Origin of the sequence: Pseudonocardia sp. EC080619-01, assembly GCF_001420995.1 — a bacterium.
Lineage (GTDB): Bacteria > Actinomycetota > Actinomycetes > Mycobacteriales > Pseudonocardiaceae > Pseudonocardia.
In genome coordinates this window covers 2193677-2219451 of sequence record NZ_CP012184.1, presented here as the reverse complement: position 1 = coordinate 2219451, position 25775 = coordinate 2193677, and the positions used below count along the sequence as shown (strand labels likewise).

Sequence of the window (25775 nt, the reverse complement as noted above, 5' to 3'; positions counted from 1 at the left end):
CGCACCACGGTAGACCACCGGTCACATTCGAGAGCATCGCTCTTGCGATTGGCGCTCCGAGAGGAGAGCATTGCTCTCGTCGTTCGGGAGAGGGGATGCGGGATGGTGCGGAACGGTGGCGCGGTGGCACTCGGCGTGGCGGGGGTGGCGTTCGCGGCGTACCCGGCGCTGCGCCCGTACGTGGACGGCCCGCAGGTGTGGGCACAGCCGTGGTGGGTGCCCTCGCACCTGCTCGGGGTGCTCGGTTTCGCGCTGCTCGTCCCCGGACTGGTCGCGGTGCGGCAGCGGCTGCACGGCACCGCGGGGGAGGGTGCGGCCCGGTTCGGTGTCGTGGCGGCCGGGAGCGGGGCGGCGCTGGTGCTGCCCTACTACGGCGCCGAGGCGTTCGCGCTGGGACGGCTCACCGGCCCGGACGCGGTGGCGGTCGGCGAGGCGATCCGGATGGACCCCTGGGCGGTGACGACGTTCGCCGCCGGCCTGCTCGCGCTGGCGGCGGCGGGCGTCGCGGTGCTGGTGGCGGCACGGCGCAGCGGCGGCACCGTCCCGGTGGCCGCGGCAGGCGTGTTCGCGGCCGGGCTGGTCCTGTACCTGCCGCAGTTCTTCGCGTCGCCCGGTCTGCGGATCGCCCACGGCGTCCTGCTGGCGGCGGGCTGCCTGCTCCTGGCGGCGGCCACGCGGACGCGTGCGCGTCCCGCCCTCGCGCCGGCCTGACCCCGCAGCACCTGAAGCCGACAGGCCGCGCCGGGGCCCGCCCGCAGGCCGCGCGATCGAGCTGCACGGTACGGCCCTCGGCGGGGCCGTACCGTGCGTCCCGACGTCCCGGGCGGCGGGATCAGCGGGGGTAGTGTGGGCCGTTCGCGGCCAGGGTCTCCTCCCAGTCGGGCATCGCCGAGTCCGAGAGGGTCGCGGCGAGCCGGTCGAGGTACCAGTGCCAGCCCGGCCCGGCGTCGGCGGGGGAGAACCCGTCCGGCAGCACGTGCTCGAACACGAGCACGGTCCCCGACGGCGGGTCCGGGGTGAGCGAGACGGCCAGCTCCCACGGCGGCCCCGACTCCTCGGCGATCTCCACGGCCAGCTCGTGCGGCGGCTCGCAGACGACGATCCGGGCGTCGGACGGCGGGCCACCACCGTCCTCGTCGCTGGTCAGGCTGAGCCGGACGGTCCCGCCGGGCCGGGCGTCGCCGGTCCAGGTGCCGAACCAGCGGGCGCACCGGCCGGGATCGGTGATCGCCGACCAGACGTCGTCCACGGGCTCGGGGAACGTGCGGCGGAAGGTGAGTCGTGCCCGTCCGTCGGGATCGCGGGTCACGGTTCCGGGTGTCGCGGTCATGCGGAGGTCCCTTTCCGGCGGTGACGACGGCCGCGCGCGAGCTCGGTGTCCAGTGCGTCGAGGCGCTGCGACCAGAAGGCGCGCAGCCCGTCGAGCCACTGCCCGGCGTCGTCCACTCCGGACTGGTCGACGGCGTAGATGCGCCGCGTCCCCTCCGCCCGGACGGTGGCGAATCCGTTCTCCCGCAACACCTTCAGCTGCTGCGACACGGCAGGCTGGGAGATCCCGAACTCGGCCCGGATGACCTCGGTGACGCGGCCCGCGGTGTGTTCGCCGCGGGCCAGCAGCTCGAGGATCCGGCGCCGGACGGGGTCGCCCAGGACGTCGAACGCGTGCACGGTCGCAGCTTATATAAGACACGACGGAAATAGAAGGCCGGCTGGACGGAGAGGTTCTTCGGCTCTATGGTTCATTACATGAGTAATGAACCACCGCACTACAACACCGGGAGGTCGCCGTGAACGACGACGGCCGCCCGCTGTTCGTGCAGATCGCCGGGGAGATCACCTCCGCGGTGGTGGACGGGACCTACCCCGAGGAGACCCAGGTCCCGTCCAGCAACGAGCTCGCCGCGTTCCACCGGATCAACCCGGCGACCGCGGCGAAGGGGCTGAACCAGCTGGTCAGCGAGGGTGTCCTCTACAAGAGACGGGGGATCGGGATGTTCGTGGCCGAGGGGGCGCGGACCCGTTTGCTGGAGAGCAGGCGGGAGGACTTCGCCCGCCGGTACATCGCTCCGCTGGTCACCGAGGCACGCAAGATCGGGCTCGACCCGGAGCAGCTGAAGAAGATGATCGACGTCTGGGGGGACGAGCGATGAGCGTGATCGCGATGCACGGCGTGACCAAGAGCTACGGCGACGTGACCGCACTGGACGACGTGAGCTTCACGCTCGAGGAGAACCGCATCCACGGCCTGCTCGGCCGCAACGGCGCCGGCAAGACCACCGCGATGCAGATCCTCACCGCGCAGAACTTCGCGACGTCCGGCACCGCGGAGATCTTCGGCGAGCGGCCCTACGAGAACGCCCCGGTCCTCGCCCGCACCTGCTTCATCCGCGAGTCGCTGAAGTACCCGGACGCCTACAAGGTCCGGCACGCCCTGCGCGCCGCGGCGTCCGTCTACCCGCACTGGGACCAGGCCTTCGCCGACCAGCTCGTCGCCGAGTTCGGGCTGCCGGCGAACCGGGCCTGCAAGAAGCTCTCCCGCGGCCAGCAGTCCGCTGTCGGCGTGGTCGTCGGCCTCGCCTCGCGGGCCCCGCTGACCTTCTTCGACGAGCCCTACCTCGGTCTCGACGCCGTCGCCCGGCAGCTGTTCTACGACCGCCTGCTCGCCGACTACGCCGAGCATCCCCGCACGGTGGTGCTGTCCACCCACCTGATCGACGAGGTGTCCGACCTGATCGAGCACGTCGTGCTGATCGACCAGGGCCGGGTGCTGATCGACTCCGACGCGGAGGACCTGCGGGGGCGCGCCGTCACCGTCACCGGGCCGGTCGAGCCGGTGGAGCGCTTCGCCCGCGGGCACGTGGAGCTCCACCGCGAGCAGCTCGGCGGGTTCCTGCGGGTCACGCTCTCCGGGGCACGCCCGGAGCCGGCCCAGCCGGACCTGCAGTTCGAGCCGGTCTCGCTGCAGCAGCTCGTCGTCCGCACCACGCAGCTGAACTCCGGGCCCCGTGTCGACGGGGCCCGCACCGACCGGGAGGTCCTGTCGTGACCGCCGCCGTCACCACCGCGCCCGAGCGGCCCGTCACCGGCACGAGCCGGATCGGCGCGGCCCTGCGGATGAACATGGTCGACGTCCGGGAGCGGGTCGGGGGGCCGTGGCTGATCCTGGCCGCCATCTTCGCGGTGAACTTCGCGATCTGGTGGACGATCCGGGCCAACGTCGACGACGCCGGCGCGGGCACGACGGGCGCGGTCTCCGCCCTGTTCTTCATCGTGGGGGGCTTCTACCTCACCGCGATGACCCAGGTGATGCCGTTCGCGCTGAGCCTGGGTCTCACCCGCAAGCACTTCTACGCGGGCATCTGCCTGCTGCTGGCCGCGGAGACGCTGGTGCACGCCGTCGCGCTGACCGTGCTGCTGGAGCTGGAGCGGGCCACCGCGGGCTGGGGCATCGGGATGGACTTCTTCTCGATGACGTTCATGCCCGAGCAGAACGTCCTCCTGCAGGTCGTGACCTACTGGGTGCCGCTGCTGACGATCGCGCTCGTGTTCGTCGCGATCGGCGCGGTCTTCCGCCGCTGGGGCCAGGTCGGGGTGTGGGCGGTCATGGTCGGCATCGTGCTCGCGCTGGGGGCGGTGGTCGTCGCGGTGACCTGGCAGGACGCCTGGGTCGTCTTCGGACGGTTCTTCGTCGACACGCCCACCGTGGTGCTGATGGCCGGCTGGCCGTTGATCCTCGCGGCCGTCGCGACGGCGGGTGGGTACCTGGTCGTCCGCCGCGCGCGGCCCTGAGACCACGGCCGGGCGGGGGACCCGGCCGATCCGCGCTCCGTGGTCCGGCACCTCCTGGGGGTGGTGCCGGGCCGCGGACGCGTGTGCCGTCAGTGGTCGACCAGCAGCAGGCCGGCCCGCTCCCGGGTGCGGCCGTCCGCCGCCAGCTCCTCCTCGGCACGCCGCCACCCGTCCCGGTGGGGCCGGTACAGCGGCCAGTCCGGACGCGCCCGCAGCCGTTCCTCCCGGACGTCCGCCGGCACGTCCACCCACACCACCAGCGACGTGACCGGTGCCAGCGGCGCGGCGCCCGCCCCGCACCCCTCCAGCACGACGACGGCCGCCGGCGGCTGCTCCCGCTCCGGCCCGGGCCGGTCGCGCTCCCAGTCCCACGACGTCCAGCGCAGCGTCCGCCCGGCCGCGAGCGGCTCGCCGATCCCGTGCCGGGCCAGCTCCGGCGCACGGGGCAGGCCGGCCCAGCCGGGGCAGAGGTCCTCGATCTCCAGCAGCGGCGCCCCCAGCTCGCGGGCCAGCTCGCCGGAGCGGGTGGTCTTCCCGGCGCCGGAGAACCCGTCGACGGTGACCAGCCGGTTCCCGGCCGGTCCCGCCGGGGCGGAGCGCACCAGGGCGGCGGCCCGCCGTTCCCAGCCCGGCCGGGCAGCCAGTACGGCAGGGGTCACGGACGGACCATGATCTTCACCTGGGACGGCCCGGGGTCGAGCGCGTCCCCGACGTGGTCGAGGTCGACGTGCCCGGTCACCAGCCGGTCCAGGTCGACCGACCCGGACGCGGCGAGGCGCACCGCGGTGGGCCAGGTGTTGGCGTAGCGGAAGGTGCCGGTCAGGACGATCTCCCGGGACTGCAGCGCGGAGACCGGCAGCGTCATCTCGTCGGCACCCATGCCGACCAGCACCACCGTCCCGCCGGGCCGCACGGCGCGCAGCCCGGCGGCCACCGCGGGCGCGACGCCGGAGCAGTCCACGAAGGCGTCGACGGCGTCCGACGTGGACACGGCGTCGGCGGCCGGGTCGAGCGTCGCCGTCGCACCGAACGCGCGGGCGAGCTCGCGGCGCACCGGGTCCGGGTCGCTGACCAGGATCTCGGCCGCGCCCTGCACGGCGGCCACCTGGGCGACCAGCAGCCCGATCGGCCCGGCCCCCGCGACGAGCAGCCGCGACCCGAGGCCGGTCCCGGCCTTCCGGTTGGCCCAGATCGCCACGGAGAGCGGTTCGAGCAGCGCGGCCGCGTCGTCCGACACGTGGTCGGGCACCGGGTGGGCGAAGTCGTCGGCGATCGTGACGTACTCGGCGAACGCGCCGTCCACCGGCGGCGTCGCGAAGAAGACGATGTCCGGGCACAGGTTGTAGGCACCGGTGTGGCAGTACCGGCAGCGCCGGCAGGGGACGCCGGGCTCCAGCGACACCCGCTCGCCGATCCGGGCGGCGTCGACCCCGGGACCGACGGCGACGACCCGTCCCGACGGCTCGTGCCCGAGCACCAGCGGCTCGCGCACCACGAACTCGCCGATCCGGCCGTGCCGGAAGTAGTGCACGTCGGACCCGCAGGTGCCGACCGCGCCCACCCGGACCAGCACCTCGCGCGGCCCGGGGTGGGGCACCGCCCGCTGCCGCACCTCCAGGTCACCGGCGGCGCGCAGCACGCTGCACCGCATCGACTCGGGCACCTCGGCGGACGCGATCACGACGACGACGGTGGCACGCGGCGACCCGCCCGGCAACGCGCTCGCGGCGGGAGGCGTTCCGGGCCAGGCTGTCGGCCATGGACCCCGGCACGGATTCCGGCACGGACCCGGACGTCGCGCTCGTCCCGCTCGACGAGGCGGGGCTGGCCGAGCTGCTGGAGGCGGCCGTGGCCGGGGCGGCGCCCGCGGAGGTGATGCCGGCACCGGACGGGGCCGGCTGGGACGAGCGGCTGCGGACGGGGTTCCTGGCCTTCCACCGCGGGCGGGCGCTGGCCGCGGATCCGGTCGAGCGCACCTGGGTGGTCCGGTCCGGTGGCCGGGCCGCCGGGGCGGTCCGCGTCGAGCCGGGAGCGGACGGCGACGAGGTCGGGATCTGGCTCGCGCGCGGCGACCGCGGCCGGGGGACCGGTACCGCCGCACTGCGCCTGCTCCGCTCGGAGCAGTCCGTGGCCGCGTCCGGCGCACCGCTCGTCGCCCGGACGACCGCGTCCAACCACGGCGCACGGGGCCTCCTCCGCACGCTCGGCGCCGCTACGGCACCGGGCACGGAGGGGACGGTGACGGCGCGGCTGCCCACCGTCGATCATGATGGCGGCCCGGCGGCCGGACGCCGGACGGGCCGCGGGTGTTGACTGGGCGCCGCATCGGCGACGGGACGGGAAAGGGTGGGAGATGGCTTCGGGCATCGAGCGGCCGACGGTCACCGGCTTCCACCACGTGTCGGCGGTCGTCTCCGACGTGGAGTCCAGCGCCACCTGGTACCAGCGCGTGCTCGGGCTCCAACGGTTGCCGATGACCTTCCCGCACCACGACGCCGGCGGCGGCGACCCGGAGAAAGCGGCGCTGCTGCTCGACCCCGCGACCGGCGTCATGATCGAGCTGCACGCCCCGGCGGACGGCGACGGCGGCCCGGTCCGCGGTGCGCTCGACCACCTGGCCTTCGGCGTCGCCGACCGCGCGACGCTGGACGACTGGGCGGCCTGGCTGGACACCCTCTCGGTGCCGCACGGCGGCGTCGTCGACCGGACCGACCCCACCCGCTACGCGACGCTGGAGTTCCAGGGCCCGGACGGCGTCGCGCTCGAGTTCATCCACTTCCCCGGCCGCGGCTAGCTACGCCGGGTCGACGCAGACCAGGCCCCACGGCCGGTCCTCGACCCGGGTCATGACGACCGTCGCCCGACGCGAGCCGCGCCCGCGCAGCGTGCGGGCGAGCGCGTCGACGTCCCCGGCGAGGCCGCGGCGCCGCACGTCGACCGCGCCGACGTCGAGGTCGCGCAGCACCCGCGGGAGCCGCTTCTGGTCCCAGGGCCGGGAGTCGATGACGCGCAGGCGCCGCGCGAACGGGGTCGGTCCCGGCTCGTCGTCGCCGGTGAGGAACGCGACCCGGGGGTCGATCCGGCTGGTCCCGGTGCTCCGGGCGAGCCCGGACACCAGGCCGGCGCGGGTGACCGCCGGGTTCGGGTCGAGCAGCCAGCCGCCCGGCCCGGTGACGGCGACGCCGGTGTCCCCGTCCTCGGGGTCGGGCTCACCGGCGACGGAGTGCACGCCGTCGCCGTCGACCACGGTGGCCCGGGTGCGCGCCCCGGCCAGCGCGGGCGACCAGACCGCCGCCTCCTTGAGGTCGCGGCCCAGCGCGAGGAACTCGATCTCCCAGCCGTCCGGGACGGTGTCGTGGTCGATGCCGGGAGCGGCCTTGATCCCGACGGCGTCCACCCGTCCGGCCAGGGCGAGGCACCAGTCCAGCGGCGGCTCGGAGTCCCCGGTGCGCATCCGCCGCCCCGCACCGCGCCGGGCCGGGTCGACGAAGACCCCGTCGGCGCCGGTCAGGTCGGCGTCGCGGACGTCGCCGCGGACGGTCCGCACGCTCCGGTCGTGGGCGGCGGCGTTGCGCCCGGCCATCCACAGGTGCACCGGGTCGAGATCGACGCCGGTCACCTCGTGCCCGGCCGCGGCGAGGGCGACCAGGTCGCCGCCGATGCCGCAGCACAGGTCGGTGAGCCGGTCCCGGCCGGCGTAGCGGGCCGCGCGGTGCCGGGCGATCGACTCCGACGACGCCTGTTCCAGCCCGTCGCGGGTGAACCACATCCGCGGGGCACGGGCGAACTTCGCCGCCGCCTTGTCCCGCAGCCCGGCGACGGCCATCGCGTCGGCGACCAGCGTCGCGTCGTACTCGCGGCGCAGGGCGGTGCCGAGCCGCAGCGCGGCGTCGCCGGAGCGGTCGGCCGCGGCGAGCCGGTCGAGCAGCGCGGTGCCCTCCGGCCCGTCGAGCCGGTCCAGCCAGGCGGTGTCCTCGCGATCCACCCGCTCACCCTCCCGGATGCCCGGCGGCCGGGTGCGCACCGGGCTCTGGCACGGGCGTACCGTCTCCCGGCCGGGAGAGTGGAGGAGGGACCGTGGTCGAGCAGGACGACCGGGTCCCCGCCGTACCCGCCCCGCGGGAGTCGCTGCCGCGCGAGATCCACGTCCTGGCCGGCGCCGCCTTCATGATCGCCGTCGGGTTCGGGCTGGTCGCGCCGGTGCTGCCCGCGTTCGTCCGCTCGTTCGACGTCGGGATCACGGCGGCCTCCGCGGTGATCAGCGTGTTCGCGTTCTCCCGGCTGGTCTTCGCCCCGCTGGCCGGCTCGGTCGTGGGCCGCTTCGGTGAGCTGCCGGTGTTCGTGTGGGGTCTGGCCGTGGTCGCCGTGACGACGGCGGAACTGGCCTTCGCCACGGCGTACTGGCAGCTGATCGCGCTCCGGCTCGTCGCCGGGATCGGGTCGACGATGTTCACGATCTCGGCGGTGTCGCTGCTGGTCCGGATCGCGCCCCCGCACCTGCGCGGACGGGCCACCGGCGTGTGGGCGACCGGGTTCCTGCTCGGCAACATCGGCGGCCCGCTGCTGGGCGGGACGCTCGCCGCGATCGACGTCCGGGCCCCGTTCCTGGTCTACGCCGGACTGCTCGTGCTGGTCCTCGCGGTGTGCGGGCGGATGCTGCGCCGTCCCGCGCGGGCCGGTACGGACGACGGCGACGGGGCCGCCGACGGCGGACCGGTCCCGGCCGCCCGGTTCTCCGGGGCGCTGCGGCACCGCGCGTACCGGGCGTCGCTGATCGGGAACTTCGCGAACGGCTGGGCGGTCTTCGGTGTCCGGGTGGCGCTCGTGCCGCTGATGGTGGTCGAGACGCTCGGCCGGGAGGACGCGTTCGGCGGGGTCGCGCTGTCGGTCTTCGCCGTCGGGAACGCGGCGACCCTGCTGCTCGCCGGTCGGGTCGCCGACCGAGCGGGCCGCCGGCCGCCGCTGATCGCCGGGCTCGTGGTGTCCGGGCTCGCGACCGCGGTGCTCGGCTACGTGTCGGCGCCGTGGCTGTTCCTGGTCCTGTCCCTCGTCGCGGGTCTGGGCAGCGGTCTGGTGAACCCGCCGCTGAACGCGTCGGTCGCGGACGTCATCGGGGAACGGGCGAGCGGAGGTCCGGTGCTCGCGGGGTTCCAGATGGCGGCCGATCTCGGCGCGATCGCCGGCCCGCTGGTCGCCGGGGCCCTCGCGGAGGGACTCGGGTACGGGCCCGCCTTCGCGCTGACGGGCGCGTTGTCCCTGGTGGCGGCCGTGGTGTGGTGGCGGGCGCCGGAGACCCTGCCGGGCCGCCGCGGCTGAGCCCGGCCGTCGTCGCCACCCGGACGCGGGGCACCTCGTGCCTCTCCCGCGTCACCCCGGTCACCGGGTGCCCGCCCGTCCCGCGCCCGCTGCCGCATCGTCACCGCGCTGCCCGGGCCGGGGGACCCACGACCGGGTGGGCTCACCCCACCGACGGGTGGAACGCGTGGGTGTCGTGCACGGAACGCCTCTAACGTCCGCCATATCGGACAAGCCGGACACGGACGGGAGCGGATCGGAGCCATGAGACGCGGACTGGCGCGACGCACGGTGATCGGCGCGACAACGGTCGTCACGGCGAGTGTTCTCGCTGTGTCCGGCGGTGGGCTCGCCCTCGCCGACGGGGTGAGTGGCGCGCCGCCTGCCACACCCCCCGTGTCCGGGGTCCCCGTCCCGGGCGCTCCGCCCGCGGCGGGCGCGGACACGCCGGACCCGGAGCCGGGCGGTCTCGGGCCGGTCCCCGCGTCGGGATCGGCACTGCGCTCGTCGTCGGGTACGGCGGAGGCCGACCCGCCACCGGGCCAGGACAGCGGCCCCCCGGCGGACGCGGATCCCGCCCCCCGGGCGGCGCCGGGCCCGGAGGAGCCGGAGCCCGGGGGCGACCCGGCCGGTGGCCCGGGGCAGGGTCCGGCCCGCGCGGCCGAACCGGTGGACCCGGCGGATCCGGCCCCCGCGGCGGACCCGGCCGATCCGGCAGGCCCGGCAGGCCCGGCGGAGGAACCGGCGGGCGCCCCGCCCGAACGCCCCGCGGGTCCGGCGGAGCGGCCCGGCGGTCCGGCGGACGAGCCCGCGGACCCCGCCGATCCTGCGAAGGACCCGGCCGGTCCGGCCGCTCCGGCCGAGGAGCCCTCCGCCCCGGGCGCGGGGCCCGCGGGTCCGGGGGAGGACCCCGCGGGCCAGGGGGAGGACCCCGGGGATCCGGCCGCAGACCCCACGGACCCGGCGGCGGGGCCCGCGGAGGACCCGGCCGGGACCCCGGCCGAGGACCCCGCGGCGGAGCCCGCCGAGGACCCCGCCGACGGACCCGACCCGTCCGCGCGGCCCGCCGACCAGAGCGTCCCGAAACCCGGCGCACCGACCGCCGCCGAGCGGTTCGGCTGGGGGACCCCGCTGCCGGCGTCCGACGAGTTCGACTACACCGGGCGGCCCGACCCTGAGCGGTGGAACCACCCCGGCGAGTGCTGGCCGGGGCACGACGGCAACGGCGGCCGCTGCCTCAGCCGCTCCACCGTCGACGGGGAGAAGCTCGTCCAGACCGGGCTGCGCAACGGCGACTCGGCGTGGATCTCCTCGAAGTTCAACCAGCAGTACGGCCGCTGGGAGGCCCGCGTCCGCTCCGAGGCGAACGGCCCGGACAACGGCAGGCAGTACCACCCGCTGCTGATCATCTGGCCGCAGTCGGACCGGTGGCCCCAGGACGGCGAGTACGACTTCCTGGAGAACGGTGCCCCCGGCGAGCAGTGCGCCGAGGCGTTCATCCACTACCCGCACGGCCGCGGTGCGATCCAGCAGGAGTTCGTCCGCGAGACCGACTGCGGGGAGCCGCTCTCGGAGTGGCACAACGTCGCGGTCGAGTGGACCCCGGACCACATCAAGGGCTTCATCGACGGCGAGGAGTGGTTCAGCTTCTCCGGCGGGGCGCAGGCCGGCCGGCGCGCCATCCAGGACATGCCCAGCGGGCACCTGACGATCCAGCTCGACAACTTCTTCGGCGGCGACATGCAGCCGGCGACCTACGAGGTCGACTGGGTCCGGATCTACGACCTCGACGACGACTGACCGGCCGGGCGGCACCGGGTCGTCCCGGTGCCGCCCTGGCGGGGTCAGTCCGCGGTGACCCCGAGCGCGCCGGCCAGCCGCAGGTGCGGCGCGGCGTCGTCGTGCCGGGACCGCCGCTGCAGGGTGCGCCCCAGCAGCAGGTGGGCGTACCCGTCGGACGGGACGCGCTCCACCAGCTCACGCAGCTCCGACTCGGCGCGTCCGAGCTGGGCCGAGTGGTAGTACGCCCGGGCCAGCAGCAGCCGGACCGCATCCGCGCCGGGCTCCTCGGTGGCCAGGTCCGCGAGGATCCGGGCGGCCCCGACGTGGTCGCCGGAGTCGAACAGGTAGCTCGCGCGCTCCCACCGGTCGGCCGGAGCCGTGACCTCGTCCAGGGTCCAGGGCAGGAAGTTCATCGCTCGGCCTCCTTCGGCGTCGTGGAAGTTGATACATCAACCACAACCGGGGTGCGGCCGTCCTTGTTCCCGGACCGGTGGTCAGGACCGGTCGAGCGCCGCCCGCACGACCTCGCGGATGCCGGTGGCCGGGCGACCCAGCAGCCCGTCCAGGTCGTCCGACGGCTCGGCGAACAGGCCCGACGACACCAGCGACCCGAGGAACGCGTGGTCACCGGCCTCCTCCGGCGTCGGTCCCCGGTGGACGACCGGCGTCCCCGACTCCTCGCCGATCACCGCGGCGAGCTCGTCGAAGGTCCACAGCGGCCCGCGCAGCTCGTACGAGCGGCCGGTGTGGCCGTCGGAGGTCAGCACCGCGGCGGCGGCCCGGGCCAGGTCGTCGATCGTGGCGGTGTTGAGCGCCCGGCCCTCGTCCGCGGCGACCGTGGCGCCGGTCGCGACGGCGTGCGCGACGGCGTCCCGGTTCACGAACAGATCGGTGTAGAAGGTGTTGCGAAGCAGCGTCACAGGCAGGCCGGAGTCGCGCAGCAGGGCCTCGGTCGTCGTGTGGTCGGCGAGGAACCCGGGGGCGCCGCCCTCGGCGTCCGCCGCGATGGCGCTGGTGTACACGACCTGCCCGGCGCCCGCCTCGGCCGCCGCGCGCACCACGTTGCCGTGCTGGCGTGCGCGCACGCCGGGTGTCACATCGGAACCGGACACGAACAGCAGCCGGTCGGCGCCGGTGAAGGCCTCCTTCAGGGAGGCCGGGTCCTCGTAGTCGCCCCGGCGCACGACGACGCCGGCCGCGGCCAGGTCCGTCACCGAGGCGGGGTCGCGCACCAGCACGGCGATCCCCTCGGCGGGCACGGTCTCCAGCAGGGCCCGTACCGCCGCGCGGCCCAGCCGCCCGCTCGCTCCGGTCACCACGATCATCGTCGTTCCTCCTCGTTCGCGATCCCTGTCGTACCCACGATGTGTGCTCTACTTACGAAAAGTAAGTACGCACCTTCGGGTAAGCACGGGAGGCCGATGTGAGCACGCAGGTCGGGGCCGTCGAGTGGTTCGGGCCGGGTGACGCGTTCGACAGCGACTGCCCGGCACGTACGGTGCTCGACCACGTGACGTCCAAGTGGGCGGTGCTCGTGCTGGTCGCGCTGTCCCGGGAGGAACTCCGGTTCTCCGCGCTGCGCCGCACCATCGGCGGGGTCAGCGAGAAGATGCTGGCCCAGACCCTGCGCACCCTGGAGGCCGACGGCTTCGTGCACCGCGAGGTGGCCCCCACCTCGCCGCCCCAGGTCGGCTACCGGCTCACCGCGCTGGGCCGCGACGTCACCGGCCACCTCACCGGCCTGATCGGGTGGATCAACGAGCGGGTGCCCGACGTCGTCGTGGCGCGGTCGCGGGCGGTCGCCGGCCGGTGACCGCCGGCCGGGTGTGCTCCGCCACAGCGGACCTCCTCCCGGGGGACGTCTCAGCGTCGTCACAGCCGCGGTGAGCACCATGGTGTGCATGGCGACGAACCCGGACGGACCGACGTGGGTGGGCGAGCTGGACCGGCTCGCCCCCGCTGCCGACCTCGTGGTCGACCCGCGCTTCGGTGCCGCCCGGCTGCTGATCACCGTGGACGGGACCCCGCAGGACCAGGTGACCGTGCCGCTGCGGAACGGACGGGCCGGCGCGGCCGAGCTGGCGATGGCCATCGCGGCCCTGCCGCCCGCCGGTGCGGTCGACCGGGCGCCGGTCGGATCGGACCCGGTCACCGTGGTCGTCGCGACCCGCAACCGCCCCGAGTCCCTCGCCCGCTGCCTGCGCGCCGTGCTCGCCTCCGACCACCCCGCCCTCTCGGTCGTCGTCGTCGACAACGACCCCGACGACGAACGCACCCAGCAGGCCGTCACCGCCACCGGCTCACCCCGGGTCCGCTACGTCCGCGAACCCCGCCGCGGCGCCTCGGTCGGGCGCAACCGCGGCCTCGCCGAGGCCCGCACCGACCTGGTCGCCTTCACCGACGACGACACCGAGGTCGACCCCGCCTGGGCCTCCCGCATCGCCGGCGCCTTCGCCGCCGACCCCGACCTGGCCTGCGTGTCGGGCCCCGTCCTCGCCGCCCGCCTGGGCAGCCCCGAGGAACGCGCCGCCGACACCGCCCTGGCCTGGAACAAGGGCTTCACCGCCCGCCGGTTCTCCCTCGCCGCGCCCCCGCCGGACTCCCCGATCTTCCCGTTCGCCCCCGGCCTGCTCGGCATCGGCGCCAACCTCGCCGTGCGCGCCACCGCCGCCCGCTCGGTCGGCGGCTTCGACGAGGCCATGGGCCCGGGCACCCCCACCCACGGCGGCGAGGACGGTGAGTTCCTGGTCCGCATGATCCTGGCCGGGCACGTCCTGGGCTACCTGCCCGGGGCCTACCTGTGGCACCACCACCGCCCCGACCAGGAGGCCCTGCGCAAGCAGATGGAGGGCTACGCGGTCGGCCTGGGCAGCTTCCTGGCCAAGGTCGCGCTGTCCCCGCAGGGCCGCTCCGCAGCCCTGCGCCGGCTGCCCGCCGCCGTCGCCCGGCTGCGCCACATCTCCGCCCGCGAGGCCGGGGCGGGCGACGCCGTGCCCGAGGCCGGTGCCGCACAGCGCGGTGCCCGGCTGGCCCGAGGCGGCTGGGCCTACCTGCGCCGCTCACGCGAGGTGCGCCGGGCCGGCGGTGCGGTGCCGCCGATGCTGCCCCCGCGGCGGGCGAGCACGGTCCCCGCGCACGTCCGGCGCGCGGCCCGGGAGGCCGCGCAGACGTCCGGGACGGTCAGTGGCTTCCCGCCGCCGCAGCAGCCCGGCCCCGGTGACGCCGCGCGACGTCAGCCGCTCTCGGCCTGACCGCCGGCCCCGGGCGGGCGGGCGCGACCGGCCCGCCCGGGACCGGTGCCGTCAGAGCCCGTAGGTCTTGCCGATGATGTCGCGCTGGATCTCGCTGGTCCCGCCGTACACGGTGGACACCACGCTCTGGCGCAGCAGCCGCTCCATGCCGTACTCGGTGGCGTAGCCGTAGCCGCCGAGCATCTGCATGCCCTCCAGGGACAGGTGCTTGGCCAGCTCGGTGGCCTTCAGCTTGGCCATCGACGCCTCCCGCGGGAACAGCGCGCCCGGCTCGGCCTCGTCGATCGTCCGCGCGGTGTCGTGCACCAGCAGCTTCGTCGCCGCCAGCTCGGTGGCGTTGTCGGCGATCCGGTGCCGCAGGGCCTGGAAGGTGCCGACCGGCCGGCCGAACTGCTTCCGCTCCTTCACGTAGGCGACGGTGTCGTCGAACGCCCGGCGGGCCAGCCCCAGCATCAGCCCGGCGAGGATCATCCGCTCCAGGTTCAGCCCGGCCATCAGCTGCTTCCAGCCCTGGCCCTCGGTGCCGACGACGGCGTCGGCGGGCAGCTCGCACCCGTCGAAGTAGAGGTCGTTGACCTCCTTGCCGCCCATCGTCTCGATGCCGTGGACGCTCAGGCCCGCCGCACCGGCCGGCACGACGAACATCGTCAGGCCGTCGTGCTTGCCGCCCTCGGTCGAGGTGCGCGCGACGAGCAGGATGTGCGAGGCGATGTGCGCGTTGGAGCACCAGGTCTTCTGGCCGTCGATCCGCCAGCCGTTCTCCGTCCTGGTGGCCTTGCACGTCAGACCACCGACGTCGGAACCGGCCTCGGGCTCGGACATGGAGATCGACAGCACGTCGCCGCGGCACATGCCGCCGAGCAGCTCCTGCTTCTGGGCCTCGGTGCCGAACTTCTCGATCGCGGCCGCGGTGATGATCGTCGTGCCGAACCCGGAGATCGGGGCCTGGCCGTACGCGGTCTCCTCCAGGAAGACCAGCAGCTCGCGCATGCCCTGCCCGGCGCCGCCGTACTCCTCGGGGGCGGCGATGCCGAGCCAGCCGACGTCGGCCATCTTCCGGTAGATCTCCTCGGAGTGCGGGTGCCTCCCGTGGTCGGTGAGCTCGTCGCGGCGTTCCTTCGAGCCGATCTCGCGACGGCAGAACTCGCCGATCGCGGTGGCCAGGTCGGCCTGGTCCTCGGTCAGGGTGACGGGCATCGGTGCCCCCTCCTCAGTCGGTCGTCCACATTCCGATGGTGTCCAGATGGGCTAGCAGCAGGTCCCGGCCGTCGAGCACGTGCCGGCGCATGGCCGACCGGGCCGCCTCCGGATCGGCCGCGCCGAGGGCGTCGAGCAGCTCGGTGTGCGCCCGCAGCGCCCCGGTCCGCCAGGCGGGCGAGCCGGTGTAGAAGTGCGCCGGCAGGTAGTGCGACGACCGCCCCACCAGCCAGGCGAGCTTGCGCGACGACGCCAGCCGGTTGATCTCGGCGTGCAGCCGGTGCTCGGCGGAGACGAGCGGTTCGAGATCCTCCGGGCCGGCGTCGTGCGGCATCCGGCCGCACAGCTCGGTGACCCGGCCGGCCAGCGTGCGCAGGCCGTCGAGATCGGCCGGGCCGAGCTGCTCGGCGGCCCGGGCGGCCAGCGTCCCGGTCAGGTCGGCCTGCACCTCGAACAGGTCGGCGACGTCGCCCCGGGTCAGCTCGGCCACGACGAAGCCGCGGCGCGGGACCGCGAGGACCATGTCCTCGGCCCGCAGCGACTGCAGGGCCTCGCGGACCGGGGTGTGGCTGACGCCCAGCTCGGCGGCGATCCGGTCCATCCGCAGGAAGGTGCCCGGGCGCAGCTCGCCGGACAGGATGCGGTCCCGCAGGACGAGTGCGATCCGGTCGGGCAGCTGCGGTGCACGTCCCGGCGAGGTGTCGGTCGCGAGGTCCGGCATGAGCACTCCACTATCATATACGGTTGTTCGAACCCTGTGCCGACGACGATCGAGGGAGACCGACGTGCCTGGTCAGACGAGTGTTGCCACCGACTTCCGGCTCACCGACATCCTCGCCGACCCCGGCCGCGCGCACCTGGTGGCGGTGACGGCCGACGGCGCCGAGACGACCTACGGCGAGCTCGACCGGCGGGCCGGGCTGGCCGGTGCGGCGTTGCGCGACCTCGGGCTCGGCGTCGGGGACCGGGTGGTCTGGATCGGGAAGAACCGGCCCGAGTTCCTGGAGCTCCTGCTCGGCGCCCCCCGGGTCGGCGCGGTCTCGGTGCCGCTGAACACCCGCCTCACCGAGGCCGACCTGCACGCGCTCGTCGCCGACGCCGACGCGGGGCTCGTCGTACTCGGCCCGGAGTTCGCGGGACTGCGCGCGGACCTCGGTGGGCGCCGGGTGCTCGTCGTCGGGGAGGACTACGCGGACTGGCGGGACGCGCCGGACGCGCCGCTGCCACCGTCGGTGCCGGAGGGGACGACCGTCGACGACCCGGTCCTGCAGCTCTACACCTCGGGCACCACCGGACTGCCGAAGGGCGTGCTGCTGGCCCACCGGCAGTTCTCCGCGCTGCTGCTCGCCGCCGGTCACTGGTCGATCGACACCACCTCGACCGCCCTGGTCGCGATGCCGCTGTTCCACATCGGCGGGGTCGGCTACGCGCTGGTCTGCCTGGCCGCGGGGTCTCGGCTGGTGCTGGTCGCCGACATCGTCCCGGACGCGCTGCTCGACACGATGTCCGGCGAGCGGGTCACCAACGCGTTCCTCGTCCCGGCGGTACTCCAGATGCTGGTCGCGGTACCCGGTGCCGCGGACCGCGACTGGTCGGCGCTGCGCTCGGTGGCCTACGGCGCCTCACCGATCACGGCCGGAGCGCTGCGGAAGGTCGTCGAGACGTTCCGGGCCCCGCTGTTCCAGGTCTACGGGGCCACCGAGACGACCGGGGCCATCACCCAGCTCGATCCCGGGGACCACGACCCGGACGGGCCGCGGGCACACCTGATGCGCTCGGCCGGGCGGGCCTACCCGTGGGTGGAGCTGACCGTCGTCGACCCGGCGACCGGTGAGCAGCTCGAGGCCGGCCGGGTCGGTGAGGTGCGGATCCGTTCCGACCAGGTCACGGCGGGCTACTGGCGGCGGCCCGAGGAGACCGCGACCGCGCTGGGCGACGACGGCCGGCTCCGCACCGGTGACGCCGGCTACCTGGATGCCGACGGTTTCCTGTTCCTGACCGACCGGATCAAGGACATGATCGTGACCGGCGCCGAGAACGTCTATCCGATCGAGGTCGAGAACGTCCTGTCCGAGCACCCGGACATCGCCGACGTCGCCGTCATCGGGGTGCCGGACGAGCGCTGGGGAGAGGCGGTGAAGGCGGTCGTCGTGCCGCGTGGCGGGGCCACGATCGACCCGGACGCGCTGCTCGACTGGATGCGCCCGCTGATCGCCGGCTACAAGCGTCCGCGTTCCGTGGACGTCGTGGAGGCCCTCCCGCGGAACCCGAGCGGGAAGATCCTCAAGCGTGAGCTGCGCGCGCCCTACTGGGCCGGAGTGGGCAGGACCATCGGCTGATCCCTTCACTCCACCGTTATCTGCGGTTAGCCTGACCTGAACAGCGGTCAGGGAGGGCTCATGTCACTGCGCCTGCCGGCCGGCAGCATCACGGTGCTGCTCGGGCCGTCCGTGCAGCGCCGACGGATGATGAACCGGCTCGACGACGCGTCCGGGCGGTCCGCCGACGGCCACGACGCCGTCGTCCGGCGTCTGGGTGCGCGCGTGGCGGAGCCGGTCGCGGACCGGCTGGCCGCGGTCGGGGCGGTCCGGACCGGGGTCACCGCGATGGTCCTCGCCGACCGCCTGACCGACGGCCTCGGCGCGCACGACCGCAGCGCGGTACTGGCCGCACTGCGAGAGGTCGCCGCCGGCGGGGTGGCCGTCCTCGTCGACGACATCGACCCCGTGGCGGCCCTCGCCGTCGCCGACGGCGCGCTGCGCGTCGACGAGCGTGGCGAGGTGCGTGCGGAGGAGCTGACCTACCTGGCCTCGTAGGTCAGGCAGTCGGCGGCGTCGGCACCCTGGCCGATGTTCACCGACGAGGCGGTGCACTCGAGCTTCTCGTTGAAGCGGCAGTCCGAGCGGTGGCACGCGCCGACGAGGCCGTTGCCGTTGCCGCCGCGGAACGAGATCTCGACGAAGGTGCCGCAGTGGGCGTGGTCGCCGGAGATCGTGATCGCTCCCGCGCCGCAGTGCGAGTCGGAGTTGTAGGAACAGCTGGTCGCGGAACACTGCTGCACCTGGGGCATGTCCTGAGCGGTGGTCATGGGGCGCAGCGTGGCGGTGTCGCCTGCGGCGCACCAGCCAACGCAGGCTCGCCTGACCTGCGGTGCGGTCGGCCTCAGTTCGCCGTCCGAGCTGTGGAAACATGTCCGGAAACCTGGTGTTAATGTGATGCGGGTCACAGAAACTGGCATCTGTTCGAGTGATGTGGATCGACACCGGGCCGGGTGATCGACCGGGTCGGCGGCCGGGCATGCTCGTGCCCGTCCGCGCACGCGACCTGGAGGGATCCGTGGAGAGCGACCTGATGACCCGGCTGATCCGGTACGCCGATCTCACGGCCTGGCCGGCGTTCGCGGCGTTCGGGGTGCAGGAGGAGGAGATCGACCGCGTCCTCGCCTCCACGGCGGGCCTCGACCCGTCCGCCGTGTCCGGGGTGCGCGACGCCCTGGCCGGCCGGGTCCGGGCCGCCGCCGGTGCGCTGATCGGCGAACGCCCGGTCGCCGCCGGCCTGCACCGGATGGCGCTGCGCCCCGGCGAGCGGGTCGTGGTCGTCGGTGACTCGATCTCGGCCGACCGGCTGAGCTGGGCCCGGCTGCTGGCCGAGCTGGTGCCGATGGTCGAGCCGGAGGCGTCCGTCGAGGTCCTGGCGCTGTCCGGGCGCACGAGCTCCGAGGCGCTCGCGCTCGGCCCGGTGCTGGTGTCCCGGGTCCCGACACGGGTGCTGGTCATGCTGGGCACGAACGACGTCCGTCGGGAGGGGGCGACCACCGGCATCCGGATGGTCTCGGCGACCGAGACCGCCCGGAACCTGCGGGCGCTGCGCCTGCTGCTCGAGACCGAGGCCGGCTCGCGGGTGCGGTTCGTCGTGCCGCCGCCGGTGGACCCGGCCCGTGTCGGGCTCACCCGGGAGCTGACGGGGGAGTGGTGGGACGCCGCCGACCTGCCCGAGCTCGTCGCGATGGTGCGCGACGTCGACCCCGACGCCGTCGACCTGAGCCGGCTCCCGGCGCGCCCGGACTTCTGGGAGGACGACGGCCTGCACCCCAGCCCGATCGGGCAGGTCGCCATCCTGCGGGCGGTGCTCTCCGCGATCTGAGCGGGCGTCACCCGCGCAGCGCGGCCAGCGCCGCCCGGGTCGCCGCGGCCACGGCCGCCGCGCCGCGGTCGTCGTCCGGTGCGGAGGGGTCGGCCGGGACCGTGAACACCGTCAGCAGCACCGGGGCGCCCTGCGGCGGGAACAGCACCCCCGCGTCGTTCTTCTCCCCGAGCGGCCCGCTGCCGGTCTTGTCCCCGACCTGCCAGCCGTCCGGCACACCGGCCCGGATCTGCTCGTCGCCGGTGGTGTTCGCGCGCAGCCAGCCCACCAGGCGGTCCCGCTGGGCGGACGGCAGCACGTCACCGGTGGTCAGTGCGCGCAGGGTCGCCGCCAGTGCGGCCGGGGTGCTGGTGTCGCGGTCGCCGTCGACGTCGTTGAGCGCCGTCTCGTACCGGTCGGCGCGGGTGACGCCGTCGCCGGTGGAGCGGAGCCACGCCGTCAGGTCGGCGGGGGAACCGACCTCGCGCAGGAGCAGGTTGTGCGCGGTGTTGTCGGAGACCGTCACGGCGGCCTCGCACAGCTGCGCCACCGACAGTCCCGAGTCCACGTGCCGGGACGTGACCGGCGCGTACTCCAGCAGGTCGGCGCGGCCCCAGCGGACCGGGCGGTCCAGCAGGGCCGGGTCGGCCACCGACCGGTGCAGCACGAACCCCGCCATCAGCGCCTTGACCACCGAGCACATCAGGAACCGCTCGCCGTCGCGGTGGCCTGCGGTGGCGCCGGTGCCGGAGTCGAGTACGTGTACCCCGATCCGGCGGCCGAACTCGCGCTCCACCCCGTCCATCGCGGGGATCGGGCGCGGTGCCGGCGCGGCGGGGGCCACCGGTGCGGTGGGCGCGGAACAGCCGAGGAGCGCGCCACCGAGACCGGCGGCGCCGGCGAGCAGCAGGGAGCGGCGGGAGAGCGTCATGGCACCAGACCAGCAGAGCGCACGCCATATCGCGAATATGCTCGTACGGCGTGTGCCATATCGGATGGGTATGAGGCGAGGTGACGATCTCCGGTGGACCTGCTGCGGCACCTGGCCTTCTTCGTGACGGTCGCCGAGGAGCGGCACTTCGGGCGTGCCGCCGCACGCCTGGACATGGCGCAGCCGCCGCTGTCCCAGGGCGTGCGACGGCTGGAGGGCAGGCTCGGCGTCGTCCTGTTCGACCGCGGGCCCGGCGGGGTCGCCCTGACCACCGCCGGGCGGGACCTGCTGCCCCGGGCCCGTGCCCTGCTGGAGGACGCCGACGCGTTCGGCCGCGCCGCCGACCGGCACGCCGAGGCGGCGCAGGTGCTGCGGATCGGTGTCGTCGGTGACCTGGGCGCACGGGCGTCGGCGGAGCTCGCCGCGCGGGCCGGTGCCGCTGCGGGGCGCCGGGCGGTGCTGACCGCCGGGCCGACCGTGACGCTGGTGGACGCGGTGTCGGTCGGGACGCTCGACGTCGCCGTCGTCGCGCACCCGGCGGTGCTGGAGTCGGCGCGGGCCGGTCCCGTCGTCGCCCTGCCCACCGACGTCCTGGTGCCGGCCGGCCATCCCGCCGCGGCCGGTGCGGGGCCGGTCGTGCTGCGCACGCTGCGTGCCCTCGACCTGGCGACCGCCCCGCGGGTGCACGCCCCGGCGGCGCACGACCTGCTGCTCGACACGCTGGAGACCCGCGGGCGTCCGGTCCGGGCGGCGGACGCGGCGGGCCAGGCCGAGGCGCTCGCGCTGGTCGCGACCGGCACCGCGTTCGCGCTCACCCCGGACCGGGCGCTGGCCGCCGCCGGGGTGGCCCGCCGGCCCGCGGCCGGGGAGCCCGTGCCGTTTCGGGTGCGGGTGGTGCACCGCGACGACACCCCGGACGGCGTCGTCGACGCGCTCGCCGCCGTGCTGCGTGAGGTGGCCCGGGCGGCGGGCCCGTGACCGCGGCCGCCGAGGTCCGCGCGGTGTTCCGGGACGCAGGCGTGCGGGGCTGGCTGCACGCCCGTCCGGTCACGTCCGACGGCTCCGGCCCGGGTGAGGTGGCGGTCGGCGCGGACGTCCCGGTGGTGATGGCCTCTGTCTACAAGCTGCTCGTGCTCGTCGGGTACTGCCGCGCGGTCGACGAGGGCCGGCTCGACCCGCGGGAACCGGTCGTCGTCCCGCCGGGGCGGACGCCGGGGGCGACGGGGATCTCGGCGCTCGCCGACCCGGTGACGATGAGCAGGCGCGACCTGGTGACCTCGATGATCACCGTGTCGGACAACGTGGCCGCCGACGTCGTGCACGCCGCGGTCGGGCGGGACCGGGTCGCCGCCCTGCCCGCCGAGCTGGGCCTGACCGGCACCCGGATCCGGGGCGGCACCGCGGACGTCCTCGCCGGTCTCGTCGCCGACACCGGGACCGACGACGTCGCGGCCGCCTTCGCCGTCCTCGCCGACAACGACGTCCCGGCACAGGTGCGGGCGCTCAGCCCGGTCTTCGGGTCCTCGACCACCGCGGCCGACGCGACGGCGCTGCTGGCGCGACTGTGGCGCGGCGAGCTGGCGTCGGACGCAGGGACCGCGTTCGCCCGGCAGGTCCTCTCGGCCCAGATCTGGCCGCACCGGCTGCGGGCGGGCTTCCCGGCGTCCGCCGCGGTCGCGGGGAAGACCGGCACGGTCGGCGCCGTCCGCAACGAGGTCGGGGTGGTGACCTACCCGGGCGAGCACCCGGTCGCCGTCGCGGTGTTCACCCACGCCGCCCGCAGCGACGCGGCAGTCCCCCGGGCCGACGCGGCCATCGGCGCGGCCGCCCGGACGGCCGTGAACGCGGTCCGCGCACCGGCCCTCTGAGTGCCCAGGCGAACGCTCACCGGTTGCGGCCGCGCTCGCCCGATCGCGCGAGCGACCCCGGAACCCGTGAGCGCCGGAACCCTCTAGGTGGGCGGCGGGAGCCAGGCGCGGGCGGCCGCGGTCAGGGCGGCGACGCCGGTGGACAGCGTCGGCTCGATCACCGGGGCGTAGCGCGGGGAGTGGTTCGACGGCAGCTCCGCGACCCGCTCCCGGATGTCGTCGACGCTCGTGCAGTGCGCGAACTCCGTGGGGTCCGCCCCGCCGAGCAGCCAGTACGCGCACGGTACGCCCGCCGCGACCGCGAACCGGCCGACGTCCTCGCTGCCGGTGACCGGTCCCGGGTCGACGACCGGGAGCGCGGTCGCGGTCGTCAGCGCGTGCCGGGTGCGCTCGACGGCGTCGGCGTCGTTGACCACCGGCGGGAACGACTCGAGGACCCGGATCTCCGGGTCCCGCGGCGACCCGGACGCGGCGGACTCGCCGCGCGCGATCCGCTCGATCGCGCCGAGCACCCGCGTCCGGACGGCCGGGGTGTAGGACCGCACGGTCAGCCCGAGCTCCGCCGAGTCTCCGATGACGTTCTCCTTCGTCCCGGCCCGCAGCATGCCGACGGTGAGCACCGCCGTCTCGGTCGCCGGGACCTCCCGCGAGACCACGGCGTGCAGACGCTGCACCGTCGACGCGGCCAGCAGGACCGGGTCGACGGTCGTCTCCGGGCGGGAACCGTGGCCGCCCGAGCCGTGCAGGGTCACGCGCACGGTGTCGCTCCCCGCGAACGCCGGGCCCGGGGTGATCGCGAGGACGCCCGCGGGCAGCGGGGCGACGTGCTGGCCGAGCACGACGTCCGGTGTCCCGAACCGCTCGTAGAGGCCGTCGTCGAGCATCGCGTCGGCCCCGGCGCCGAACTCCTCGGCCGGCTGGAACACCACCAGCAGCGTCCCCGACCAGGTGTCGCGTGTGGACGCGAGCTCGGCGGCGGCCCCGGCCAGGCAGGTGACGTGCACGTCGTGCCCGCAGGCGTGCGCGACGGCGGTCTCCTCCCCGTCGCGGCCGGTGCCCCGCGCGGTGCTCGCGTAGTCCAGGCCGGTGTCCTCGGCGACCGGGAGCGCGTCCATGTCGGCCCGCAGCAGGGCGGTCGGCCCGTCGCCGTTGCGCAGGACGCCGACCACCCCGGTCCGGCCCACGCCCTCGGTGACCTCGAACCCGGCGGCGCGCAGCCGGTCGGCGGCGATGCCTGCGGTACGGGTCTCGGCGAACGACAGCTCGGGATGGCGGTGCAGGTCGCGGTAGAGGTCGGCGAGGTCGGTGCTCACGTGAGCCGAACCTAGTCCGGGACGCCCGGTGCGGCACCCGCGCACCGATGCGCACGCGCTACGTTCATCGGACGTTCCGGACAGCTGCCGTCCGGGTGCACGGGGGAGCCACCATGCCGATCAGCCGCCGCGCCCTGCTGGGTGCCGCCGCCGTCCTGCTCGGGACGACCGCCTGCTCGGCGGAGGCCGACAACCGGATCACCGGCCGTCCCGTGCAGCCGGAGCCGGTCGATCCGGACGACCCGGCGGGCCCGCTGTTCGAGCGGCTCCGGTCCGCACCGGAGAGCTGGTCGCTGTACCTGGACGACGGCCGCGGGACCGTCGTCGAGCACCGCGCCACGACGGTGCGCCCGATCGCGGCCGCGGGCGCGGTCGTGCCCCTCGCCGCCTACGCCCGCGCCGTCGCCGCCGGGTTCCCGGCCGACGCGCCGGTCCCGGTGGCGGAGTGGGACCGCTGGTACGTACCCGGCACCGACCGCGACGCGCACCGCAACGCGCTCACCGCGCTCGGCGCCGGACCGCAGAGCAGCGTGGACTGGGACGACGTGGTCCGCGCCCTGACCGCGCACGGTGACCCCGCCGCCGCCGACCTGCTGCGCGAGACGCTCGGTGACGACCCACTGACCGAGGCCGCCGCGGCCGGCGGCCTGCCCGGCCACGACCTGCCCTGCCACGCCGGCGAGACGCTGCTGGCGACCCGTGGCCGGGTGCCGGACCCGGCGACCCGGCGGGCCGACGCGCTCGCCGCCGGCCGGGCGTACGCGTCGTCGCCGGAGCAGCGCTCCGCCGTGGCGGCGGCGGCCCGGGCCGACGCCTCCGCGGTCCCCGGTGACCGCGAGTTCTGGGCGGGGTCACCGGGCGGCACCGCCCGGGGCCTGGCGTCCCTGCACCGGGCGTGCGCCGCCGACGACCTCGGCGTGCCCGGTGCCGGAGCGGTCGCCCGCCGGCACCTGGAGGGTGCCCGGACCGCGCGGCTGCCAGCGGGCGTCGCGGCCGTCGGGATCACCGACGGCGACCTGCCCGGCGTCTGCAGCACCGCGCTCGCCACCCGCAACGACGACGGCACGGTCGCGTCCGCCGCGCTCGTGCTGACCGGGCTCGACGAGCCCACCCGGCAGGACTTCCGGGACAGCGGCGTCGTCACGTTCGCCGCGTTCCGCGGGACGTTCTCCGAGCAGGTGCGGGACCGGCTCGCCGGGGTCGCCCTCGGCTGAGGCGCCCGGCCGTGATGGGGTCGGGACGGACGCGGTGTCGACACGAGGAGTGACAGTGGAACGGGTAGGGGTCGTCGGCTGCGGTCAGATGGGGTCCGGCATCGCGGAGGTCGCCGCGCGGGCCGGGTACGACGTCCGCGTCGTCGAGACGTCGCCGGCCGCGGTGCAGGCCGGTGTCGAGCGGCTGGAGTCGTCGCTGCGGCGGGCGGAGAAGCGCGGCCGGATCGAGTCCGCCGACGCCGTGCTGGAGCGGCTGGAGGTCGTCGAGGGGCTGGACGCGCTGGCCGACCGCGAGCTCGTCGTCGAGGCGATCGCCGAGGACGAGGAGATCAAGACGGGCGTCTTCCGGGAGCTGGACCGGGTCGTCACCGACCCGGGCGCGATCCTGGCGTCCAACACGTCCTCCATCCCGATCATGAAGCTGGCGGTCGCGACGTCGCGCCCGGACCAGGCCGTCGGGATCCACTTCTTCAACCCGGTGCCGGTGCTGTCTCTGGTCGAGCTGGTGCCGAGCCTGATGACGTCGGACGGCACGCTCGCCGGCGCCCGTTCCTTCGTCGAGGAGGGGCTGGGCAAGAAGGCGATCGACTGCCAGGACCGGGCCGGGTTCGTGGTCAACGCCCTGCTGGTGCCGTTCCTGCTCTCGGCGATCCGGATGATGGAGTCCGGGTTCGCCACCGCGGAGGACATCGACGAGGGTCTGGTCCGCGGGTGTGCGCACCCGCAGGGCCCGCTGGCGCTGTCCGACCTGATCGGGCTGGACACGGTGAAGGCCGTCGCGGAGTCGATGTACGCCGAGTTCAAGGAGCCGCTGTACGCGCCGCCGCCGCTCCTGGCCCGGATGGTCGAGGCGGGTCTGCTGGGCAAGAAGGCCGGCCGGGGGTTCCACACCTACGCCTGAGCGGTACCGGGGGGTACTGCACCCGCCGACAAGGGCTCTGCCCGCAACGCCAAGACCCGGACCCGGTCCGGCAGCCAGTCTCGTGGACGACGCGCCATCCACCACGAGGCCG

The 25775-nt window shown here is 75.3% G+C and carries 29 protein-coding genes; 17 read left to right on the top strand and 12 right to left on the bottom strand.

What is annotated here, in order from left to right:
* Positions 1-102 precede the first annotated feature (102 nt).
* Entirely contained in the window at positions 103-711 is a 609-nt protein-coding gene (locus AD017_RS10365) for a hypothetical protein (protein WP_060574085.1), read from the top strand.
* A 121-nt stretch (positions 712-832) separates the two neighbouring features.
* On the opposite strand, the gene AD017_RS10360 is transcribed toward AD017_RS10365, so the two are convergent.
* Positions 833-1330 carry an SRPBCC family protein gene (locus AD017_RS10360; RefSeq protein WP_060574084.1) on the bottom strand — a complete coding sequence of 166 codons (498 nt, stop codon included), beginning with the start codon at positions 1328-1330 and terminating at the stop codon, positions 833-835.
* Positions 1327-1668: a helix-turn-helix transcriptional regulator gene (locus tag AD017_RS10355; RefSeq protein WP_060574083.1), complete on the bottom strand. Its 342-nt coding sequence runs from the start codon at positions 1666-1668 to the stop codon at positions 1327-1329. The genes AD017_RS10360 and AD017_RS10355 overlap by 4 nt, the downstream gene beginning before the upstream one ends.
* 119 nt (positions 1669-1787) lie before the next feature.
* Between AD017_RS10355 and AD017_RS10350 the strand changes: the two genes are divergently transcribed.
* Genes AD017_RS10350 through AD017_RS10340 form a run of 3 tightly spaced genes read left to right on the top strand, consistent with a single transcriptional unit; the run spans position 1788 to position 3789 of the window.
* Entirely contained in the window at positions 1788-2150 is a 363-nt protein-coding gene (locus AD017_RS10350) for a GntR family transcriptional regulator (RefSeq protein WP_010240402.1), read from the top strand.
* A complete protein-coding gene (locus AD017_RS10345; protein ID WP_060574082.1) occupies positions 2147-3046 on the top strand; it encodes an ABC transporter ATP-binding protein in 900 nt (299 codons plus the stop codon). Before AD017_RS10350 ends, AD017_RS10345 begins: the two co-directional genes overlap by 4 nt.
* Positions 3043-3789, top strand: coding sequence for a hypothetical protein (locus tag AD017_RS10340; protein WP_060574081.1), 747 nt, complete (start codon positions 3043-3045; stop codon positions 3787-3789). The genes AD017_RS10345 and AD017_RS10340 overlap by 4 nt, the downstream gene beginning before the upstream one ends.
* An 89-nt stretch (positions 3790-3878) precedes the next feature.
* Here the strand turns inward: AD017_RS10340 and AD017_RS34475 are convergent, their stop codons facing one another.
* Positions 3879-4448: a hypothetical protein gene (locus AD017_RS34475; RefSeq protein ID WP_145982717.1), complete on the bottom strand. Its 570-nt coding sequence runs from the start codon at positions 4446-4448 to the stop codon at positions 3879-3881.
* Complete coding sequence (locus AD017_RS10330; RefSeq protein ID WP_227012712.1) at positions 4445-5470, bottom strand: NAD(P)-dependent alcohol dehydrogenase; 1026 nt, start codon at positions 5468-5470, stop codon at positions 4445-4447. Before AD017_RS10330 ends, AD017_RS34475 begins: the two co-directional genes overlap by 4 nt.
* A gap of 77 nt (positions 5471-5547) precedes the next feature.
* Here AD017_RS10330 and AD017_RS10325 point away from each other — a divergent pair, with 77 nt between their 5' ends.
* The gene (locus AD017_RS10325; protein ID WP_010240415.1) at positions 5548-6102 is read left to right on the top strand and encodes a GNAT family N-acetyltransferase; all 555 of its coding nucleotides are present in this window, start codon (positions 5548-5550) and stop codon (positions 6100-6102) included.
* Positions 6103-6142: 40 nt separating this feature from the next.
* The gene (locus tag AD017_RS10320) at positions 6143-6583 is read left to right on the top strand and encodes a VOC family protein (RefSeq protein WP_010240416.1); all 441 of its coding nucleotides are present in this window, start codon (positions 6143-6145) and stop codon (positions 6581-6583) included.
* Here the strand turns inward: AD017_RS10320 and AD017_RS10315 are convergent, their stop codons facing one another.
* On the bottom strand, positions 6584-7774 hold the full coding sequence (locus AD017_RS10315) for a class I SAM-dependent methyltransferase (protein WP_227012711.1): 1191 nt from the start codon (positions 7772-7774) through the stop codon (positions 6584-6586).
* Positions 7775-7866: 92 nt separating this feature from the next.
* Here AD017_RS10315 and AD017_RS10310 point away from each other — a divergent pair, with 92 nt between their 5' ends.
* Positions 7867-9105 carry an MFS transporter gene (locus AD017_RS10310; RefSeq protein WP_082539065.1) on the top strand — a complete coding sequence of 413 codons (1239 nt, stop codon included), beginning with the start codon at positions 7867-7869 and terminating at the stop codon, positions 9103-9105.
* 243 nt (positions 9106-9348) lie between these two features.
* Positions 9349-10884: a family 16 glycosylhydrolase gene (locus AD017_RS10305; RefSeq protein WP_145986082.1), complete on the top strand. Its 1536-nt coding sequence runs from the start codon at positions 9349-9351 to the stop codon at positions 10882-10884.
* A 44-nt stretch (positions 10885-10928) separates the two neighbouring features.
* On the opposite strand, the gene AD017_RS10300 is transcribed toward AD017_RS10305, so the two are convergent.
* Together AD017_RS10300 and AD017_RS10295 are read right to left on the bottom strand one after the other, a co-directional pair.
* A complete protein-coding gene (locus AD017_RS10300; RefSeq protein ID WP_010244001.1) occupies positions 10929-11279 on the bottom strand; it encodes a tetratricopeptide repeat protein in 351 nt (116 codons plus the stop codon).
* 81 nt (positions 11280-11360) lie between these two features.
* Positions 11361-12191: an NAD(P)H-binding protein gene (locus AD017_RS10295; RefSeq protein WP_060574078.1), complete on the bottom strand. Its 831-nt coding sequence runs from the start codon at positions 12189-12191 to the stop codon at positions 11361-11363.
* 98 nt (positions 12192-12289) lie between these two features.
* Between AD017_RS10295 and AD017_RS10290 the strand changes: the two genes are divergently transcribed.
* Positions 12290-12679 carry a helix-turn-helix domain-containing protein gene (locus tag AD017_RS10290; RefSeq protein ID WP_060574077.1) on the top strand — a complete coding sequence of 130 codons (390 nt, stop codon included), beginning with the start codon at positions 12290-12292 and terminating at the stop codon, positions 12677-12679.
* Positions 12680-12767: 88 nt separating this feature from the next.
* Positions 12768-14117 (top strand): glycosyltransferase family 2 protein, encoded by a 1350-nt coding sequence (locus tag AD017_RS10285; protein ID WP_168170515.1) that lies wholly within the window; start codon positions 12768-12770, stop codon positions 14115-14117.
* A 51-nt stretch (positions 14118-14168) separates the two neighbouring features.
* Here the strand turns inward: AD017_RS10285 and AD017_RS10280 are convergent, their stop codons facing one another.
* On the bottom strand, positions 14169-15314 hold the full coding sequence (locus AD017_RS10280) for an acyl-CoA dehydrogenase family protein (protein WP_060574075.1): 1146 nt from the start codon (positions 15312-15314) through the stop codon (positions 14169-14171).
* A gap of 13 nt (positions 15315-15327) precedes the next feature.
* A complete protein-coding gene (locus AD017_RS10275) occupies positions 15328-16035 on the bottom strand; it encodes a GntR family transcriptional regulator (protein WP_060574074.1) in 708 nt (235 codons plus the stop codon).
* A 64-nt stretch (positions 16036-16099) separates the two neighbouring features.
* Between AD017_RS10275 and AD017_RS10270 the strand changes: the two genes are divergently transcribed.
* Together AD017_RS10270 and AD017_RS10265 are read left to right on the top strand one after the other, a co-directional pair.
* Entirely contained in the window at positions 16100-17653 is a 1554-nt protein-coding gene (locus AD017_RS10270; RefSeq protein ID WP_060574073.1) for an AMP-binding protein, read from the top strand.
* Between the two features lie 60 nt (positions 17654-17713).
* Positions 17714-18130: a hypothetical protein gene (locus AD017_RS10265; RefSeq protein WP_060574072.1), complete on the top strand. Its 417-nt coding sequence runs from the start codon at positions 17714-17716 to the stop codon at positions 18128-18130.
* Here the strand turns inward: AD017_RS10265 and AD017_RS10260 are convergent.
* Positions 18115-18402: a DUF1540 domain-containing protein gene (locus tag AD017_RS10260; RefSeq protein ID WP_060574071.1), complete on the bottom strand. Its 288-nt coding sequence runs from the start codon at positions 18400-18402 to the stop codon at positions 18115-18117. The two genes, AD017_RS10265 and AD017_RS10260, sit on opposite strands and share 16 nt — an antisense overlap.
* A 248-nt stretch (positions 18403-18650) precedes the next feature.
* On the opposite strand from AD017_RS10260, the gene AD017_RS10255 reads away from it, so the two are divergent.
* On the top strand, positions 18651-19457 hold the full coding sequence (locus tag AD017_RS10255) for an SGNH/GDSL hydrolase family protein (protein WP_168170514.1): 807 nt from the start codon (positions 18651-18653) through the stop codon (positions 19455-19457).
* A 7-nt stretch (positions 19458-19464) separates the two neighbouring features.
* Here the strand turns inward: AD017_RS10255 and bla are convergent, their stop codons facing one another.
* The gene (gene bla / locus AD017_RS10250; protein WP_060574069.1) at positions 19465-20367 is read right to left on the bottom strand and encodes a class A beta-lactamase; all 903 of its coding nucleotides are present in this window, start codon (positions 20365-20367) and stop codon (positions 19465-19467) included.
* A 93-nt stretch (positions 20368-20460) separates the two neighbouring features.
* Between bla and AD017_RS10245 the strand changes: the two genes are divergently transcribed.
* Together AD017_RS10245 and AD017_RS10240 are read left to right on the top strand one after the other, a co-directional pair.
* Positions 20461-21345, top strand: coding sequence for a LysR family transcriptional regulator (locus AD017_RS10245; protein ID WP_060574068.1), 885 nt, complete (start codon positions 20461-20463; stop codon positions 21343-21345).
* A complete protein-coding gene (locus AD017_RS10240; RefSeq protein WP_060574067.1) occupies positions 21342-22235 on the top strand; it encodes a serine hydrolase in 894 nt (297 codons plus the stop codon). The genes AD017_RS10245 and AD017_RS10240 overlap by 4 nt, the downstream gene beginning before the upstream one ends.
* Positions 22236-22318: 83 nt before the next feature.
* Here AD017_RS10240 and AD017_RS10235 read toward each other — a convergent pair whose 3' ends face one another.
* Positions 22319-23548, bottom strand: coding sequence for an amidohydrolase (locus AD017_RS10235; RefSeq protein ID WP_060574066.1), 1230 nt, complete (start codon positions 23546-23548; stop codon positions 22319-22321).
* A 113-nt stretch (positions 23549-23661) separates the two neighbouring features.
* On the opposite strand from AD017_RS10235, the gene AD017_RS10230 reads away from it, so the two are divergent.
* The gene (locus AD017_RS10230) at positions 23662-24762 is read left to right on the top strand and encodes a hypothetical protein (protein ID WP_060574065.1); all 1101 of its coding nucleotides are present in this window, start codon (positions 23662-23664) and stop codon (positions 24760-24762) included.
* 88 nt (positions 24763-24850) lie between these two features.
* Positions 24851-25663: a 3-hydroxybutyryl-CoA dehydrogenase gene (locus tag AD017_RS10225; protein WP_255388981.1), complete on the top strand. Its 813-nt coding sequence runs from the start codon at positions 24851-24853 to the stop codon at positions 25661-25663.
* The last annotated feature ends 112 nt before the right edge of the window (positions 25664-25775 follow it).